This is a genomic window from Cobetia sp. L2A1 (assembly GCF_009796845.1).
In the GTDB taxonomy this organism is placed as follows: Bacteria; Pseudomonadota; Gammaproteobacteria; order Pseudomonadales; family Halomonadaceae; genus Cobetia.
In genome coordinates this window covers 1,917,925-1,934,712 of sequence record NZ_CP047025.1, presented here as the reverse complement: position 1 = coordinate 1,934,712, position 16,788 = coordinate 1,917,925, and the positions used below count along the sequence as shown (strand labels likewise).

Here is a 16,788-nt window from a genome sequence, read left to right as displayed (position 1 = left end):
CTGCGCTGCCCAAGATTTAGTCGCGCAAGGAATTCCCGATGTCCGTCGCCCCGTCGACCACTCTCATGTCACTCCGCCCGCTCATTGCGGCTGTTATCATCGCCACTTCCGCACTTTCGGCTTCCGTGCAGGCCAAGAGCAGTGATTCCTTGCCCGCCCCGGGCACCTCAGTCACTGAATGGAGTTATTCCACTCAAGATGCCAACAGTGAAAATGGTCCTGAGCATTGGGGTGAATTGACGCCGGGCTATGCAGAGTGCACGACGGGCAAGCAACAATCGCCCATCAATATCGATAGCCAGCAACGCACCCTGGATGAAAATGGGCCGAAGCTCGATTACCACTCCCCTTTGCTCGTCACGCGTGACACCGGTCATACGTTGCAGATCGAAGGCGCGAGTGGCAATACCATGACGCTGGAGGGGATCCAGTACACACTGTCACAAGTGCACCTCCATATACCCTCTGAGCACTCCATCGATGGCAAGCACTCAGCGATGGAGATTCACCTTGTCCATTCGACGCCTGAGGGCAAGCTGGCCATCATCGCGGTCATGGTCAAGGCGGGGCACGACAACCTGGCACTCAATCGACTGCTGAGTCGTCTCCCGCAATCAGGCCTATCAGAAACGCTGACCAGTGGCTTGTCGGCTAATCTGCTGCTGCCACGTGATCACTCGGGCTGGCAGTATGAGGGCTCTCTCACCACTCCGCCGTGTTCTGAGTCCGTCAACTGGTACGTCATGAAGACACCCGTCGAAGCCTCACAGGCACAGATTGATGCCTATCTGAAATGGCAAGGTGGCGAAAATGCTCGCCCACTACAAAGATAAATAAGTAATTTCAAATAGTTGAAGTCATAAGCGCCATCCTTTGGGGTGGCGTTTTTCATTCCAGATTCTTGAGATCTAACCTGAACAGCAATAACGAGCACGTCGCATCACTCGCCGTTACGCTTCTGAATTCAAGCAACAAGTGCATCACGTGCAGTATCCAAGGCTCCTGAATATTCTCCCGGGAATACCTGGACCGGTATTCGATAGCCGAGGCGCTTTCGGGGCCGGTCATTCAGTGTATCGACTATCTCGCGTAGCTCAGAATTGCTGACTTTCTGGAAGTCTGTTCCTCTAGGGAAGTATTGCCGTATCAAGCCATTGGTATTCTCGTTGGCCCCTCGCTGGCCGGAGCAGTAGAGATCACAGAAATAAGTCTTTGCTACCAAAGCCTTCGCGACATCTTCGCGACCGGCAAATTCCGGGCCGTTATCCAAGGTAATTGTCTGGACAGCACCACGACGAGGTTTCAGTCACCGAACCACCGCCCGTTGCATCAGTTCCGCTGTAAGCTTGGGCAATCGTGCGGCCAAGAAATAAGCCGTTTCGGCACTCTACCAGCCTAACCAGCCCCGTAGTCTTATGTCCCTGAGCCACCGTGTCACCCTCCCAGTAACCAATGAACCATCTGTCATTGACCTCGACTGGGCAATGCTCGATAGCGACGCAAGTTGATATCTTGCCGAGTCCAGCACTCTTGGTATGAGCACGATCCTTGCTACGCCGTTTCGGCTGGCGCAAGTGCTTCCAGAGATCGCCTCCAGGCCTTATTCATCCCAGACTATCGTATAAATCCATTGATGGCTGATGCTCATACCGGACAAGGGCGCGATAAACCGGCTGATCTGCTCTGGGCTCCTCCATTCCTCACGCAGGCGGACAGCAACGGCGGCGATCATACTGGATAAGCGCTTGGTCCGCTTCTTGGCAGTACGGCGCCGATGATCGCTGCATGTCTGGGCACGCGCAGGATGATAGCCGCTATCGATCCCGTTTCGGCGCAACTCGCGACTGACGGTACTGTCATGAATGCCAAGTGCTTTAGCGATCTGTCGTCAACTCAATCCTACGTCACGACGTGCATGAATCTGGTATCGTAGCGTCTGGGTCAGCTATTGGTAGCTCATGCTCTGCTTCACTTTGGTCGGTAAAGCAGAGAAGGTACCGGCGCTGGCTCTTTTGTTTCTACCGGGTGATTCAAAGCGCTGTACTTATTCCATGAATCCAGGTCTGAAGCCTCGAGATATCGAAGCGATGACCCGTCAATGAAATAATCTTTTCGTCACTCTGGAAAATAGCGATCTTGTTTCAATCGAGCACTTCGTATGCGGATCCCAATGAACTAAGCCATCTTTACCGTCACGGGGACCAGTTCGCCGGCGATATTTCTAGGCAAGACTATCAGAAGCGAGCACCAGCGGCGCAGTTACAGGAGAGCGCAGCGTGCTTTCCTATTTGCTGCGTCCCTTCACGCGTCTCGAGCTACGCTGAGGCGTTCATCCCAGTACGACATGCTGGCGCAATGCCAGCATGTCCGGCCACAACCGTGCGAAGCTATCCTGCAGCAATGCGCGGTTGTCCGCCAACCACGGCGTGATGCCTGCCAGCGGATTCTCTCCTGCATCCAGACCACCAGCGCCATGCGTACCCCTCAGCGATTGGCGAGGCATAATTCGTTTGGCCGCCAATCGTCGGGCTGTCATACGCTCTCCGATGCTGGCAATGGTCGATAACGTGAAATCCAGCTCACGATAACGCCTGAGTGCATCGCGTACCTCAACCCATTCGATCAAGCTGGCCAGGCGAGATGGAACGTCCTCACGCGCCAACAAGCGATACAGGCGTTCGATATCGTCATCGCGCATGTCGCCCGCCAGCAGGTGATCCCACATCATGTCCAGCGCGATACCGGCAACACGACGCGAGGCGGGAGGCACTTGTGTCAGCAACCAGCGCGTCTCGGGATGCGAGTCGATCACGGCATCACATCGGCGATGAAAACGAATGCCCGCCTCTATTTCCGATGACCAGTCACTCAAGTCACTGCCGCGCACCCCGTCGGCGATCAAGTTGCCAAACAGAAAGTCATCGTTGCCCGCCAGACTCAAGCGCGCATGACCCAGAAAGTTCAAGTTGCTAGACTCCTGATATCATTACTCATTGTTCATCACCCCGCCCTTTTCTGACTGCCGAGATCTCTGATGCCATCTGCGTCCATGCCTGCCAAGGCGCCCATCGTGCGTGACATCGTCCTGGTTGGCGGCGGACATAGCCATGTTGGCGTATTGATGCGCTTCGCCATGCACCCGGAACCCGGCGTGTGCCTGACCGTCATCTGCCGTGACACTGACACGCCCTACTCCGGCATGCTACCGGGTTATGTGGCGGGGCATTACACCTTCGATGACGTGCATATCGACCTGAGACGCCTGTGTCAGTTCGCGGGTGCTCGCTTCTATCGTGACCATGTGATCGATATTGACCGTCAAGACCGCCGCGTGCTCTGTGCCAACCGGCCGCCGGTGAACTACGACGTGCTGTCGATCAATATCGGCTCCACCCCGCGACTGGATCACATCGAGGGGATCGGCAATCCTGAAGCGCATGATGCACCAGTAGTGGCCGTCAAGCCGATCAGCACCTTCCAGGAGCGCTGGATACGCTTGCTCGCACGTGCTCGTGCCGCGACCTCCCCCCTGGATATCGTGCTGGTCGGTGGCGGCGCGGGCGGTGTCGAGCTATTGCTGGCCATTCAGCAACGCCTGGTCAATGAGATGCCAGCAGGGCTTGCCCCTCGCCTGACGCTCATCACGCGTGGCAAGCGCTTGCTGCCGACGCATACGCAAGCGGTCGGGGATGCCCTGGCAGACACACTCGCTGCACGCGGTATCACGGTGCACTTTGGCGAGGAGATCACTGCTGTCGAGACCCATACAGAAACTCAACAACGTCAGTTGATCAGCGCCTCCGGAGCCGCCTATCGAGCGGATGAAGCCATCTGGGTGACACGCGCCGGCGGTGCACGCTGGCTTTCCAGGACTGGCTTGAGTCTGGATGATGACGGCTTTCTCAAGGTGCGCGATACCCTGCAGACACTGGATGACGACGCCATCTTCGCGGCTGGCGACATCGCACATCAAGTCAATCATCCGCGCGAGAAAGCCGGTGTCTTCGCCGTACGTCAATCGCGTCCGCTGGCCGACAACCTTCGACGGGCCGTACGTGGTGAGCCCCTCAAGGATTATTTACCGCAACCCCGTTGGCTGGCGTTGATCAGCACTGGCGACAGAAACGCCATCGCTTCGCGTGGCTCACTGGGACTGGTTTCGCCTCGTCTTCGTCCCTGGCTATGGCGTTGGAAGGACCACATCGATCGTCAGTTCATGACGCGCTTCAATGATCTTCCCAGCATGCAGAGCGCTTCCAACACAGAGGCTGGCAGTGGCATGTCTGAGCTAGGCGAGCGCTGCAAGAATGCCTGGCAGGCATTGAGCGGCCCTTCCAAAAAGCTTCACCCTCACCTTACTGCTGAGCTGGATGAGCAGGATGCGCACCAGGCACTCTCGGCATTGGCCATGCGCTGTGGCGGCTGCGGTGCCAAGGTAGGGGCCAACGTGCTCTCGCGTGCGCTGGGCAGCCTGGCACCGCGTGAGAATGAAGACGTACTGGTCGGACTGCATGCGCCAGACGATGCTGCCATCGTGCGAATCCCAAAAGGCCAGGCGCTGGTCCACAGTGTCGACTTTTTCCGCGCTTTCATCGATGACCCCTATCTGTTCGGTCGCGTTGCCGCTAACCATGCGCTAGGCGATCTCTATGCCATGGGTGCACGCCCACACACGGCGACGGCGATTGCCACGGTGCCACAAGGCGTAGAGCGCAAGATCGAACCACTGGTACGCGAACTGATGCAAGGGGCAACTGAGGTGCTGAATGAAGCCGGCTGCAGTCTAGTCGGCGGACATACCGGCGAAGGACAGGAACTCGCGCTGGGCTTTGCGCTCAATGGCCTGGTCGACGAGTCCCTGACCGGTGTCACCTGCAAGGGCGGCATGCGGCCTGGCGATGTGATAATTCTCACCAAGGCCATCGGCACCGGTACCCTACTGGCGGCTCATGCACGACTGGTAGCGCGTGGTCGCTGGATTGATGCGGCGCTAGTGAGCATGCAGCAATCCAGTCAGCAGGCGGCGGATATTCTGCGCCGCCATCACACGACCGCCTCGACGGATATCACCGGTTTCGGGCTGTTGGGGCACCTTGTCGAGATGACTCGAGCCAGTGGAGTCGATGCCGAACTCGATATCGCCGCACTGCCAATACTGGAAGGTGCCGAGGAATGTGTTGCGCGGGGTGTGGTCAGTTCACTGCAGCCTGCCAACCTACGACTCAAACGTGCCCTCAAGAATCAGCAAGCACTGGTAGATCACCCACGCTATCCGCTACTGTTTGACCCGCAGACCGCCGGTGGCCTGCTGGCCAGTATCCCACTTGACCAGAGTGAAGCCTGCCTTGCTGCACTCAAGGCAGCAGGATATTCCGCCAGCGCCATTATTGGCCGTGTGAAGGAACATGGTGATGCACTCGCGCCGATCAGCGTGACACGCTAAAACCACTGACGGATCAAGCGCTGCGAGCGAGCCGCCAGAAACGCAAAACGCCCCACCTGAGAGTATCCCTCTCGGTGGGGCGTTTTTATCAGCCACATACGATTTTCCAACATGAATCAGTGCCGACAGCGTTCACTCAACACCCTCAAGCTTCAGCATTGCGCTTGAGTGCCTCAAATGACTCAACAAAGGCATCCATTGTCTCAGCGCAATAATCGCGTAGGCCGCTGACCACCAATTTCTTGGAACCGCTACCGATGCACTCAGTGCCATCGTGAATACCAAACTCCAACAGCGTATCGCCACGCTTGCCGTTGACCTCAAGCGACGAGCCGACGAAATCGAGTTTCAGATCCGCAATTGCCAGACGCTCGAAACAGAAGCCCATGCTGTCATAGATCACCAGCGGGCGAGCCGGATTGAACATCACACCCTTTTCCAGCATCAATGGCTGCAGAAAGTGCGGGAAATTACGCCCGGAAAAGGCAATGTACTGCCGCGTGAAATTGGCCACGACGGATGCCTCATGCGTGGTCTCGCCACTGCGCTCCACGGTCAGATAGACCTTGCCGGCTTCATCACGCACACGAAGTGACACGCCATTCTCATCGGGCACATCAAGTGCCTCAAACGTCAGCGGTACATCGTTGCCGACCATGCCGCAAAAGCGAATGGTCATGCATTGAGACAAACCGAATTTCGACAGCAGCAGAGCGAACAGCAGATCGCCAGGAACACAAAAGCGTCGAGCTTCCGGGTCATGAATGGGGTTGTAGTCACCCGCCATCTGCTTGGCGAATCGACTTGCCTGTTCTGCGGTAATCCGCACACGGCCATCTTCGACCCGGTGAAACTGATCAAGAAACATGGACTGCCTTCCTGCCCTGCTTGAATGATGGTCGATGGCCCATCCTGAACCATCGCGGAAATGCCTCCCATGGGAGGAATCAGCGGCCAGGCATGAATCAGTACACCGGCACATGACAACTATTTTACCACTTGCTGACAAGCAGATGGTGACCTGACGCACGCTTTACAAGCCATTGCAGCCAAATGAAGGGCAATATACTGTATATAATACCATGCCCGCGAGTCATCCAAGGACAGGTGATACTCCCGACAAGCTCTCCGACACGCCATGCTGACAGGTCGCCATGCACGCTGCTCCGCTCGACAATCCGCGCTATTACCTGGCTAATTTCGATACGCTATTGGACTGGGTATGCCAATGCCACTCAGCACTGCTCACTCCACGAGAAACCGCCACGGTAAACGCGATAAGCGCTCTGCCAGAGGCTTCCCGTGCACTTCTCGTCCGCCTGATGATGCGCAAGGGAGATCACTTCGAGCTGGCACGACTGAGCTATCCAGAGATTGGCGATATTGAGGCAGCAAGCCTCCCCCTCACTGCCTCTTTCGAGGAGGCCCTCGAGGACACGAGTTTATGTCTGCGTGACACGTCTCTCCCACTTGAAAGCATGCTGGCGTTGTCGACACTACCGCGCCTCAAGGTGGCCTTTCCCATGCTGCCTCGTGCAATGCCTAAACGTCAGATGCCACAAGCAATTACGGCACTGCTGGGAGATATACGTCCGCGCCCGTTACATGAGTGGCTGGGGGAACCGGACACCAGCACGCTGACACTTTCCCTTGGGGATCTTCCTGAGCGCTTGAGTCTGATGTACTTCGGCAATCTGCGTCAGACTCTGTCGGACTTCGTGCTCAGCGAATTGGGGCTGTTGCGCTGTGAACCGGTCGTCCTCTCTTCGCAATCACGTGCATTCACTCAGCGCTGGGAAGTGGACCACTATCTGGCGCTGGAGCAGCTTCGCAAGGCCTGGCAGGAAGCCGTCAGCGCACCTGCCCCCCCTCTCGACAATCCAGCCGATGAGACTCGTGCTGATACTCACGGCACGCACAAGGAGAGCGTTCTGAAGCTCACGTGGCAGGCCATCGTGGCAACGCTGGAGGATGAAAGTCTTGGGGGAAAGCATGCTGAGAGTGCGAGTGACAGCAACGATCGTCAGGCTGCTGACAGCAATGCCTGGCTGACTCAGCGCCGAGACCGTCTGCGTTTCTCGCTAGCGCGCGATGCCGAACGCCAGGGATGGCATCACGAGGCTGCGTGCGAATATGCCAAGCTTGACAAGTCCGGTCATGCCTCACGCGCCATGCCACGCCGCGTGAGGGCATTGGAGCTCTCATCGGACATTGCCAGTGCCCATGCACTGGCGAGCGAGCGCTTGGCACGCACCGATATCGCGCTCGATGAGCAACTGGCACTGGAGCGCGCCCTGCCCCGCCTGTGTCGTGGCCTTGTCCTGCCGGTCCCAAAACGCCGCAAACCTGCTGCGACACCCCAGATCACGATCGAGGTCCCGAGTCTTGCCGTCTCGGCCGAGGCTGGCATCTACGGAGTCGAGCGCGCTGTCGCCCATGCGTTGGCGACGCCAGAATCGCCGGTGTTCTATGTCGAGAACGGCCTGATTCCAGCGCTCTTCACGCTGCTGTGCTGGGAGGTCATCTTCGCCCCTCTCCCTGGTGCCTTCTTCCATGCCTTCCATAGCGGTCCGGCGGATCTCTATCGCCCGGACTTTGTCACGCGACGCGAAGCAGGTTTTGAGGCCTGCTTCGCCTCTCTGCATGATGGCAGCCACACGGCCACGATTCTCGCCCGCCATCAGCAGAAACAAGGGATTCAAGCGCCCTTCGTGCATTGGGAGATACTGAGTCAGGAGCTACTGACGCTGGCACTTGATTGCATCCCCGCCGCACACCTCGAGGCCTGCTTCCGTCACCTGATGACCAACCCACGGGAACATCGCGCGGGCCTGCCAGACCTGATCCAGTTCTTCCCGCATCGTGAGCATGAGCGCTACCGGATGATCGAGGTCAAGGCACCGACGGATCGCCTGCAAGACAACCAGCGCCAATGGCTGACCCTGTTCGCTCGGCACGCCATTCCCGCACTCGAGTGTCGGGTGCAGTGGCAAGCAGCTGAAGTGCAAAGCGAGGAAGCGCCGCACGAGAAAGCCCCTGGTGAGGAGGCATCATCCGCGCCATGAAGACAGCTGACGAGACTCAGAGCGAGCCACAACGCTATTGTATTGCCGTACGCGAGCTGTGCGCCTTTGCGGCACGCGAGGGTGATCTCGACCTGCGTTTCACGCCGTCACCCACCGCTCAGCAAGGCGTACAAGGTCATCAACGTATCGTGCGACGACGTGGCAAAGGCTATGAGAGTGAAATCTCTCTCAGTGGGAGTGTCGGCAATCTCGACATTCGGGGACGCGCAGACGGCTATGACTCGGTGCGCAACTGCCTTGAAGAGATCAAGACTCATCGCGGTGATCTGTCTCGCCAGCCGGCGCACCATCGCACGCTACATTGGGCGCAGGCTCGCATCTATGGCGCACTGATGTGCCGGGCACGAGAACTCGACGGCATCACGCTAGCCTTGGTCTACCTGGATATAGGCGCAGATACCGGTGCGGGGATACCTACCGATACCGGTGCACATGAGACCACCGCAGATACAACCGTTGCAGGGGATATCATCAGCAATCCCAAGCGGCGTGGCACCAGTGATGAGCAGCGATTGGAAGCATGGTGGAGTAGCGAAGCACTAGAGGCAGAACTTAAGCGACTGGCAGCCTGCTTTAGCGAGTTTGCCGCGCAGGAGCTAGTACATCGTCAATCGCGCAATACAGCGCTGAAGACACTCAGCTTTCCCTGGCCTGAGTGGCGACCGGGGCAGCGACAATTGGCTGAGGGTGCCTATAAAGCCGTGATCACCGGACGTGAGCTTCTGGCCGAAGCCCCCACCGGCACCGGTAAGACACTGGCGACGCTCTTTCCGACACTTCGCGCGCTGCCGGCGAGTGATACCGACCGTATCTTCTACCTGACAGCACGTACACCGGGCCGTGCCTTGGCGCTGGAGGCGCTCGATACACTGCTTGTCAGCAATCAACCTTCATTGGATACCTCTCTGCCGCTGCGCATTCTGGAGCTAGGCGCTCGCCACAAGACCTGCGAGAACCCGACTCTCGCCTGCCATGGAGACTCCTGTCCGCTGGCTCAAGGATTTTACGATCGCTTGCCCGCGGCTCGCATAGCAGCACTCACCGCCAAGCGTCCCCTCACCCTGGCGGAAACACGCCGTCATGCGCTTGCCCATCAGATATGCCCCTATTTCCTCGCGCAGGAGCTGTCACGCTGGTGCGATATCATCATCGGCGATCACAACCACTACTTTGATAGTCATGCGCTGCTGTTTGCGCTGACACAGGCAAATGATTGGAAGGTGGCACTGCTGGTCGATGAAAGCCATAACCTCATTGAGCGTGCACGCAGCATGTATAGCGGTGAACTTGATGCATTTCACTTTCACTCCTTGCTCAAGACACTGAATCGCACCGGCTATCCGTCTGTGCTGCGCTCTGCCACGCGTGCATTAGCCAAGCAGTGGCGAGCGTTGCCCGAGCAGATTTCCTCCCACGCGACCACGCCACCAGCCGATGGCCTTTATAGTCTCACCGCCTTGCCCACCGATTTTTTCAAGGCACTGAGTCAGTGGAGTGCCGCCATTGGCGACTGGTTGGCTGACCCTGAAAAGCCCGAAGCCACAGAACGGAAAGCCCTCAACGCACAAGGACACACGAAACACCCTGAAACAGCCCCTGAGCAACTTGGTCTAATCGCTGCAGTAGAGCCGCCTACCGCTACTGAGACCATAGATGCAACAGGGGACGGCCTCGTCGATGCAGAGCTGATGGAGGCATACTTTTCCGCCCTATCTCTCACGCGCCTGGCAGAAGGCTTTGGGTCACACTCGCTCTTTGAGATCACCCTTGTATCACCCTCCACCACAAGAATGGGGGCTGGCCGTGCATCCCTTACAACGTCGAAAGCGCGTTCGATACACCATATCCAGCCGCGTCTACGTTGTGTCAGCCCTGCACCGTGGCTAGCCCCGCGTTTACGCACTAGCCATGCCAGCGTGCTGTTCTCCGCGACGCTGAATCCGCCGGCCTTTCATCATCGCCTGCTTGGCCTGGCCGACAATGCCGTCTGGTTAAGTGTCGATTCGCCCTTTGCTGCTCATCAGGTCAAGGTCAGTCGCCATCGGATCTCCACTCGCCTGCGGGATCGTGACGCGTCCTGTCAGCCCATCGCACATCTCATGGCGACGCAATATCACGAGCGCCCCGGCAACTATCTGGCCTTCTTCTCAAGCTTTGCCTACCTCGATCAAGTGGCGGCCGCTCTGAGCCTCCACGACGCGAGCATTCCTCAATGGCATCAGACTCGTGGCATGGAAGAAACGGCGCGGCGCGACTTCGTGCAACGCTTCACGCTCGAAGGGCGTGGCATCGGCTTTGCCGTACTCGGAGGTGCCTTCGGTGAGGGTATAGATCTGCCCGGCTCGCGCTTGATTGGGGCCTTTATTGCCACATTAGGACTCGCTGGTTTCGGGCCGGAAAATGAAGCCCTCAAGCAGCGTCTGGGAGAATGGCTGAAGGCCGACGCACTTGAGCGTTCGCGTGAACGCTCCCTTGACCATTCACCTGGCGACACTGGTGATACCAGCGCCTCTTCTGTCTCGGCCAACATGCATCTTGTTCAGCCATTGAACGCCGATGACTGCACCTATCTGTATCCCGGACTCACCAGAGTTGTGCAGGCGGCCGGCCGTGTCATCCGCAGCGAGCAAGATGAGGGCGTGATCCATCTGATTGATGATCGCTTCTTGCGCCCAGAAGTCGCACGACTACTGCCTCGCTGGTGGATGGAGCCGGTTTGAGTCGCGCTGCCTGGAAATTGAACCGCGATGGCACACGGCATGCACGCGAATGTTCAGTCAATGCATTCAGCTCTCAAGGAAGCCGAACGATGCCAGACAACGACAATGCCCTGTGGGGCGACGAATACCCCCGCGACCTGGTCGGCTATGGTGCCCATGCACCTCATGCCAACTGGCCAGGCGAGGCGAAGATTGCGGTGCAGTTCGTGCTCAATTACGAAGAAGGGGGCGAGAATTGTCTACTGCATGGCGACAGCGAGAGTGAGAAATTTCTTTCCGAGATCATCGGCGCCGAGGCCTTCCCGGCCCGCCACATGAGCATGGAGTCAATGTACGAGTACGGCTCACGCAGTGGCGTATGGCGCATTCTCGATGAATTCAAACGCCGTGAGCTGCCACTGACGATATTCGGTGTCGGCATGGCGATGGAGCGTCATCCAGATCTCGTCGCGCGCTTTGTCGAGGATGGCCATGAGATCGCCAGTCATGGCTGGCGCTGGGTGCATTATCAACACATGGATGAGGCGCACGAGCGCGCCCATCTCGAGCGCGCGGTGGAGAGCTATCGCGAGCTGGTTGGTCATGCGCCAAAAGGCTGGTACACAGGGCGTGACAGCCCCAACACTCGCCGTCTGGTGGTCGAGCATGGCGGCTTCACCTACGACAGCGATTACTACGGCGATGATCTACCGCTCTGGATGGAAGTCACCACCTCCAGCGGCGAACAGGTGCCACATCTCGTCGTGCCCTATACCTTGGATACCAACGACATGCGCTTTGCCAGCGCCCAGGGCTTCAATACCGGCGAGGACTTCTTCCAGTATCTGCGTGATGCCTTCGACGTGCTGTACGTCGAGGGTGAAACGGCCCCCAAGATGCTCTCCATCGGATTGCATTGCCGTATCGCCGGGCGTCCGGGGCGCTTCGCCGCGTTGAAGCGCTTCCTTGACTACGTCCAGTCGCACGACAAGGTATGGATCACGCGGCGTATCGACATCGCCGAACACTGGCAACGCGAGCATCCTTATACTCCTGCCACGTAGCGCTCAGTCTCCTCCCTCTGTCAGTACCATCAGAAACGCCGCACCCCTTTCGGGATGCGGCGTTTTCGTATGTCACAAGGAAAGGTACGTAATAGCGTTATCGAAACAAAGCGCTTCAGCCTTCCAGCAGTCTGGCCAATGCCAGCAGACTCTCATCACGCCCCGGCAAGCCCAGCAGTGAGACACCCCATGGCGGTGGTGCGGCTTCTTCAGGCAATCGCGCGGCACCATCCACCATCCATGGCAGGCTCAGCTGTGGCGCGCCATTCAAGCCCGCCAGTGCAGTGAGTCCCATCAGCCGATACCGATAACCCTCCATCACCTCGAGACTCGCACCCAATAACGGTGAAGCACCCGGCGTGGTCGGTAGCACGAAGACTGCCTCGCTGGTGGCCTCGGCATGTCCATGGGATGCCGCGCTACTTTCATCGCAAGGCATCTCATCACCCTGCTGACTTGCCACCAGCTGCTGGCGGTACCAGCGGCGCACGCTATCCGCCTTGGTTTCTGCCGCCTGCTCGTCAGTATCGCTCAGCGTCATGCACCATTTGAGGCGCGCCGCGATATCGGGGTTGAGACGCGGCCAGCGTGATTCGGGGCCGTATTCTGGTGTACTCAACCACGCTTGGTGCGTGCGACGAATCTCACAGCCCTGCAGAATCCGGAAGGCTTCACTGGCGTGTGCCATGAAAGCCTGGCTCAACATTCGTCGCTCACAGCGAAAGCCGAGTGACTCAAGGCGTCGTGCCAACGACCCCAGCAGGCGCTGATACGGGCCAGCCGCGAGTCCTTCGGGTACCAACAGAATGATACGTGCCGGCAGACGCGTTGCCGACGTCGGTGGCATCAGGACCTCACTGACCTGCGTGAGCGTGGCCAGATCACGCGTCATGAAGCCCACGGTATCGAAACGCGGCGCCAGCGGCTTGAGGCCTGACATCTCAATGCGACCATGAGTCGGCCGCAACCCGTAGAGCCCACAGTAGCTGGAGGGCACCCGGATGGAACCGCCAGTATCAGTGCCCAGACCGATATCAGCCTCACCACGGGCTACCGCGACTGCCGACCCCACACTCGACCCCCCCGGCAATCTCAGCGGCGCACGTGGGTTCTGCGGCGTACCGAAATGCGCATTGGTGCCGTTGAGGCTGTAGGCCAGCTCATCGGTGGTGGTGCGTGCGTGGTAGTCCGCTCCCGCCTTCTGAAGCGCGAGGACAGCCGGCGCCGTCGCTGACTCGATAGGGGCGCTGGCCAGCAGATCAGGATTGCCCTGCCCGGTGCGCTCGCCCTTGATCGCGAACAGGTCCTTCACCACCAGTCGCTTGCCATTCAGCGGGCCATCGCCACGCGGCCCCGAAAAATGCGCTGGCGCTACATAGATACGCTTGTCCAATGGGACCGACTCCTTTCGACACATGAGGATCTGGCATTCATCCGTGATGCCATCAAAGCACCGCGCCGAGGAATTGCCGCAGTTCTTCCGTGGCCGGGTTGGCGAACAGTGTCGCGGGGTCCCCGGACTCATGGACGCGCCCCTGATGCATGAAGATGACGCGGTCCCCGACATCACGGGCAAAATTCATCTCGTGGGTCACCAGTATCAGCGTCATGCCCTCACCTTTGAGCTGCTCCAGCACCTTGAGCACATCTCCGACCAGCTCCGGGTCCAGCGCGGAGGTAATCTCATCGCATAGCAGTACCTTGGGATGCATCGCCAAGGCGCGCGCGATCGCCACCCGCTGCTGTTGCCCACCAGACAGCTGGCTGGGCCATGCATCGAACTTCTCTGCCAGCCCGACCTTGGCCAGCATGTCGCGCGCTTCACGTTCGACGATGTCACGGGCGATACCCTTGACCAGCATCGGCGCCAGCATCACGTTCTCGCCGACTCGCTTGTGGGGAAACAGATTGAAGCTCTGGAACACCATGCCGACATCCTGTGCCAGGGCGGCGGCGTCCATCTCGGTGCCGTCCAATACCTTGCCGCCGACGTGGATAGTGCCACCATCATGCTGTTCCAGCTGGTTGATACAGCGCAGCAAGGTGCTCTTGCCGGAGCCGCTGCGTCCGATGATCGATACCACTTCCCCGGGGCGCACCTCGAGATCGATGCCCTTGAGCACCTGCAGATCGCCGAAGGATTTGGTCAAGGACGACAGGCAGACCAATGAATCGTCCGCGTTGCTGGCGGCTGACGAGTTGGATGAGGTGCCATTGAGCGGCGGTCTTTCAGCGAGCAGTGACATTGAGACGTGCCTCCAGGTAACGAGCCAGCCGCGACAGCGGATAGCACATGGCGAAGTAGAGCAACGCGACCAGCGCAAAAACGGTGAAGGGTTCCAGAGTGGCATTGTTGAGCATGGTGCCGACCTTGGTCAGCTCGACGAAGCCGATCACCGACGCCAATGCGGTGCCCTTGATGATCTGTACCGAGAAGCCGACGGTCGGCGCGATGGCCATGCGCAGTGCCTGTGGCAGAATGATGTGACGCATGCTCTTCAGGTAACCGAGCCCCAGCACGCGGGCCCCTTCCCACTGCCCCTTGGGCACCGCCTCGACACAGCCACGCCAGATGTCATGCAGAAAGGCACTGCTGAACAGCGTCAGCGCGACCGCCGCCGCTGTCCATGCCGAGACATCCAGCCCGAACACGGCCACACCGAAGAATGCCAGAAACAACTGCATCAACAGCGGCGTCCCCTGGAACAGTTCGGTATAGAGACGACAGAAGAGTGCCGCGCCCGGCCAGCGGGTCAGGCGCAGAAAGGTCAGCGCCAGTCCCACCAGACTGCCGCCGATGAAGGCAATCAAGGACAGTGCCAGTGTCCAGCGCGCCGCCAGCAGCAGGTTGCGCAATATGTCCCACAACGTGAAGTCGATCATGGCCGAGCCTCCTTGAACGGCGTGACTGCCAGAGGCTTCACGCGGGCGACTGTCAGGTGACGAAAGCCGAAGAGACGTCGTCCGAGTCGATTCAGCAATGAGCGCATCGTGATGGCCAGCACCAGGTAGAGCCCTGCCGTGACCACATAGCTTTCAAAGCTCAGGAAGGTCCGCGACTGAATGAAGTTGGCCGCGAAGGTCAGGTCCGACACGCTGATCTGGGACACCACCGCGGAGCCCAGCATCACGATCACGCACTGGCTGGTCAGCGCTGGATACATGCGTTCCAGCGCCGGCATCAGCACCACATGCCGATAGCTCTGCCAGGGCGTCAGCCCCAGAGCACGCCCAGCTTCCCATTGTCCGCGCCCCGTCGCATCGACTCCTGCACGCAGAATCTCACTGCTGTAGGCGGCAAGATTCAAGGTCATCGCGATCACCGCGGCCATCTCGGCGCTGAGCGAGACTCCCAGCGCAGGCAGGCCGAAGAAGATGAAGAACAGCTGCACGATGAACGGCGTGTTGCGCAGCAGCTCCACCAGCATGCCCAGTAGCCGGCTGAAGGCACTTGTCGGCGTACGATGGCGCTGCCAAACACACATGACCGCGCCGAGTATCCCAAACGTAGTGGTCAGCACAGTCAGCCAGACCGTCGTCATCAGCCCGGCCAACAGGTCCGGGACATACGGCAACAGCCGCGAGAAATCAGGAATATAGTTCATCAGTATCGCCTCACCAGGATGTGACATCAGGCGCGTGGCCTGTCGGCTCAAGCATCCAGTGACGGCAACGGGGCCTTGAACCAGGTCTCGGAAAGCGCGTTGAGCGTGCCATCCTTGATGCCCTGTGCGATCAATTCATTCACGCGCGCCTTGAGTTCAGGGGTGTCATGACGCATGCCCACATAGCAGGGAGAGTTCTTGAGTGGCAGCACACTGACCGGCACGCGAGACGGATTGCGTTCAGCAATGGAAGCGGTCACGAGGTTGCCGGTGGCAATCATCTCGACCTGCCCGGACAGGAAGGCCGACAAGGTGGTGTTGTTATCTTCGAAACGCTTCACGGTAGTCGACGCCGGCGCGACCTTGCTGAGCTCCATGTCCTCCACCGAGCCACGTGTCACGCCGATGGTCTTGTCAGCAAGCCCTTCAGCGGAGTCGACCTCGCTACCCTTCTCTCCGAACACGCCAAGGAAGAACGGCGCATAGGCATTGGAGAAATCGATCGCCTTTTCACGTTCAGGATTCTTGCCCAGACTCGAGATCACCAGATCGACCTTGCGCGTCTGCAGGTAAGGGATGCGATTGGCGGAGGTGACAGGCACCAGCTCCAGTTCCACCTTCAACTGGTCAGCCAGGTACTGAGCCATGTCGATGTCGTAGCCACGCGGCTTGAGGTCCAATCCGACCGAGCCGAACGGGGGGAAATCCTGGGGGACAGCCACCTTCAGTACGCCGCTGTCGGTAATGTCACTCAGCGCGTCAGCGCGGGCAGTCAATGCAGTCGTCGCCAGCGTGCCCCACAGGATCAGCAGAATACCCTTACGTAACCAGTTACCAAGCCGGTTGTGCTTACTCATCAAGATTCTCCAGAGTGTGTCAGTACGAGCGATA

12 protein-coding genes and 1 pseudogene are annotated in these 16,788 nt (G+C 58.9%); 5 read left to right on the top strand and 8 right to left on the bottom strand.

Features of this window, described 5'->3' with window-relative positions:
• Positions 1-38: 38 nt before the first annotated feature.
• Positions 39-833 (top strand): carbonic anhydrase, encoded by a 795-nt coding sequence (locus GQR90_RS08430; protein ID WP_158773714.1) that lies wholly within the window; start codon positions 39-41, stop codon positions 831-833.
• 131 nt (positions 834-964) lie between these two features.
• Here the strand turns inward: GQR90_RS08430 and GQR90_RS17810 are convergent.
• Both GQR90_RS17810 and GQR90_RS08420 read right to left on the bottom strand, forming a co-directional pair.
• Positions 965-1,945: pseudogene (locus tag GQR90_RS17810) on the bottom strand (IS30 family transposase).
• Between the two features lie 384 nt (positions 1,946-2,329).
• Positions 2,330-2,965 (bottom strand): ACP phosphodiesterase, encoded by a 636-nt coding sequence (locus GQR90_RS08420; RefSeq protein ID WP_158773712.1) that lies wholly within the window; start codon positions 2,963-2,965, stop codon positions 2,330-2,332.
• Positions 2,966-3,034: 69 nt separating this feature from the next.
• Here GQR90_RS08420 and selD point away from each other — a divergent pair, with 69 nt between their 5' ends.
• Positions 3,035-5,443: a selenide, water dikinase SelD gene (gene selD / locus GQR90_RS08415; RefSeq protein WP_199269503.1), complete on the top strand. Its 2,409-nt coding sequence runs from the start codon at positions 3,035-3,037 to the stop codon at positions 5,441-5,443.
• A gap of 145 nt (positions 5,444-5,588) precedes the next feature.
• Here the strand turns inward: selD and GQR90_RS08410 are convergent, their stop codons facing one another.
• Entirely contained in the window at positions 5,589-6,311 is a 723-nt protein-coding gene (locus GQR90_RS08410; RefSeq protein WP_158773711.1) for a DUF3581 family protein, read from the bottom strand.
• A 286-nt stretch (positions 6,312-6,597) separates the two neighbouring features.
• Here GQR90_RS08410 and GQR90_RS08405 point away from each other — a divergent pair, with 286 nt between their 5' ends.
• The 3 genes from GQR90_RS08405 (at position 6,598) to puuE (ending at position 12,292) form a co-directional block, all read left to right on the top strand.
• Positions 6,598-8,508, top strand: a complete 1,911-nt coding sequence (locus tag GQR90_RS08405) for a VRR-NUC domain-containing protein (RefSeq protein WP_158773710.1) — start codon at positions 6,598-6,600, stop codon at positions 8,506-8,508.
• Entirely contained in the window at positions 8,505-11,249 is a 2,745-nt protein-coding gene (locus GQR90_RS08400) for an ATP-dependent DNA helicase (protein WP_158773709.1), read from the top strand. Before GQR90_RS08405 ends, GQR90_RS08400 begins: the two co-directional genes overlap by 4 nt.
• Positions 11,250-11,338: 89 nt before the next feature.
• A complete protein-coding gene (gene puuE, locus GQR90_RS08395) occupies positions 11,339-12,292 on the top strand; it encodes an allantoinase PuuE (protein ID WP_158773708.1) in 954 nt (317 codons plus the stop codon).
• Positions 12,293-12,407: 115 nt separating this feature from the next.
• Here the strand turns inward: puuE and GQR90_RS08390 are convergent, their stop codons facing one another.
• From GQR90_RS08390 to GQR90_RS08370, 5 genes are read right to left on the bottom strand one after another with little or no spacing between them, the layout of a single operon-like run.
• Positions 12,408-13,685 carry an amidase family protein gene (locus tag GQR90_RS08390; protein ID WP_158773707.1) on the bottom strand — a complete coding sequence of 426 codons (1,278 nt, stop codon included), beginning with the start codon at positions 13,683-13,685 and terminating at the stop codon, positions 12,408-12,410.
• A 52-nt stretch (positions 13,686-13,737) separates the two neighbouring features.
• A complete protein-coding gene (locus GQR90_RS08385; protein WP_158773706.1) occupies positions 13,738-14,538 on the bottom strand; it encodes an amino acid ABC transporter ATP-binding protein in 801 nt (266 codons plus the stop codon).
• The gene (locus GQR90_RS08380) at positions 14,522-15,175 is read right to left on the bottom strand and encodes an amino acid ABC transporter permease (RefSeq protein ID WP_158773705.1); all 654 of its coding nucleotides are present in this window, start codon (positions 15,173-15,175) and stop codon (positions 14,522-14,524) included. Before GQR90_RS08380 ends, GQR90_RS08385 begins: the two co-directional genes overlap by 17 nt.
• Positions 15,172-15,897 (bottom strand): amino acid ABC transporter permease, encoded by a 726-nt coding sequence (locus GQR90_RS08375; RefSeq protein WP_158773704.1) that lies wholly within the window; start codon positions 15,895-15,897, stop codon positions 15,172-15,174. Before GQR90_RS08375 ends, GQR90_RS08380 begins: the two co-directional genes overlap by 4 nt.
• A 47-nt stretch (positions 15,898-15,944) precedes the next feature.
• Positions 15,945-16,754, bottom strand: coding sequence for a transporter substrate-binding domain-containing protein (locus GQR90_RS08370; RefSeq protein WP_158773703.1), 810 nt, complete (start codon positions 16,752-16,754; stop codon positions 15,945-15,947).
• Positions 16,755-16,788 lie beyond the last annotated feature (34 nt).

Excerpts from the sequence above, each read along its gene's own strand:
- GQR90_RS08430 (WP_158773714.1), top strand. The coding sequence starts at position 39 with ATGTCCGTCGCCCCGTCGACCACTCTCATGTCACTCCGCCCGCTCATT.
- selD (WP_199269503.1), top strand. The coding sequence starts at position 3,035 with ATGCCATCTGCGTCCATGCCTGCCAAGGCGCCCATCGTGCGTGACATC.
- GQR90_RS08410 (WP_158773711.1), bottom strand. The coding sequence starts at position 6,311 with ATGTTTCTTGATCAGTTTCACCGGGTCGAAGATGGCCGTGTGCGGATT.
- GQR90_RS08405 (WP_158773710.1), top strand. The coding sequence starts at position 6,598 with ATGCACGCTGCTCCGCTCGACAATCCGCGCTATTACCTGGCTAATTTC.
- GQR90_RS08400 (WP_158773709.1), top strand. The coding sequence starts at position 8,505 with ATGAAGACAGCTGACGAGACTCAGAGCGAGCCACAACGCTATTGTATT.
- puuE (WP_158773708.1), top strand. The coding sequence starts at position 11,339 with ATGCCAGACAACGACAATGCCCTGTGGGGCGACGAATACCCCCGCGAC.
- GQR90_RS08385 (WP_158773706.1), bottom strand. The coding sequence starts at position 14,538 with ATGTCACTGCTCGCTGAAAGACCGCCGCTCAATGGCACCTCATCCAAC.
- GQR90_RS08380 (WP_158773705.1), bottom strand. The coding sequence starts at position 15,175 with ATGATCGACTTCACGTTGTGGGACATATTGCGCAACCTGCTGCTGGCG.
- GQR90_RS08375 (WP_158773704.1), bottom strand. The coding sequence starts at position 15,897 with ATGAACTATATTCCTGATTTCTCGCGGCTGTTGCCGTATGTCCCGGAC.
- GQR90_RS08370 (WP_158773703.1), bottom strand. The coding sequence starts at position 16,754 with ATGAGTAAGCACAACCGGCTTGGTAACTGGTTACGTAAGGGTATTCTG.